At 58.7% G+C, this 1,080-nt stretch carries 2 protein-coding genes; both read right to left on the reverse strand.

From position 1 onward, the window contains the following. Nucleotides 1-118: 118 nt before the first annotated feature. Nucleotides 119-691, reverse strand: coding sequence for a hypothetical protein (locus tag CW742_RS13120; RefSeq protein ID WP_292421099.1), 573 nt, complete (start codon nt 689-691; stop codon nt 119-121). A 61-nt stretch (nt 692-752) separates the two neighbouring features. After that, nucleotides 753-1,080, reverse strand: a 328-nt coding sequence (locus CW742_RS13125; RefSeq protein ID WP_292421102.1) for a tripartite tricarboxylate transporter permease, incomplete at its 5' end; no start/stop codon positions are given.

The raw sequence follows: 1,080 nt of genomic DNA on the forward strand, positions 1-1,080 counted from the left end.
TGAAGGAACATAGCACTGGCAACCGGAATCATTGCCGCGATGTGCCTGTACGGGAGCCGGCTGAGGCTGTGTGTGGGTTAGATGGGCGGTTGGGATTGATGTGGTCCGGAGAGGCTCATCACCAAGTGAGAGGCGAATATACTGTCTGCGCTGGACGGGAATTCCGCACTGGGTCTGTACAAGCAGTATGTGTAGCACGCAGCGAGACTTCCTTCGCAAGATCCGTTCGTGCAGCCGACAACTGTTCCACCTGAACAGCGACCTTTCCAAGTGCCCCCCGGCCTTTCTCGGAGATCCGCCGGATCTGGATATGTGCCGGGGTTCTCCGGTACTTGCGGGAGAACGTCGGGTGCCTTACCTGGTGCCATTCCACCACCCGTTCGGAGAGCAGGTTGATCACCTCGTCCATCTCGTCGAGCGTCCGGACCATCTGGAGCAGCTCGGTATCCTTTCCCGCATATTCCTCGCGTACACGCTGCTCTGCCCGGATAAAACAGATCTCGCGGAGCAGGGAGAGATAGCCGGCCCGGTCCGTACAGGTACCGCAGGCTATCGCATCTTCCCATTGGAGCGGGACAAAACCGTCCATGTTTGTCTGGAGCAAATCGAGGCGCTGCGCCAGGGCCACGGGATCGCCGCGAGCTGCCTGGCACCGGCCCTCTTCGGGTTCTCCAAACCAGTAGGACTGCATACCGGACAGTAAGGATGCGAGTGGCAATAAAGATCGTTAATTTCCTTACCTGAACAGAAGGTCAGGCCCACGTAATCCCAAACGACCACAACATGACCGGAATCATGATCGAACCCATGCAATAAACTGCCGGCAGGTTTATGAAACGCGGCACGAGCCCGACTGCCGTTGCGAGGATCAGCACGAGAAGACCGAACGGGCCGGTGAGGAGAATGCTCAGACCAATCACGAAGGCGATCACCACACGGTTGAGGAGCAGGTTGTCAATCCTGCCAATCCTGTGGGCTGAGCGGGAGAGCGATACGGTAATGAGGTAAGCGGCGCAGGCTGCGAGAACTCCCGCTGCCATCAGATCTCCCATGGCGGGCAGGGGCAGTTCGGAGGGGGCG

The organism is Methanoregula sp., assembly GCF_002835825.1.
GTDB lineage: Archaea > Halobacteriota > Methanomicrobia > Methanomicrobiales > Methanospirillaceae > Methanoregula.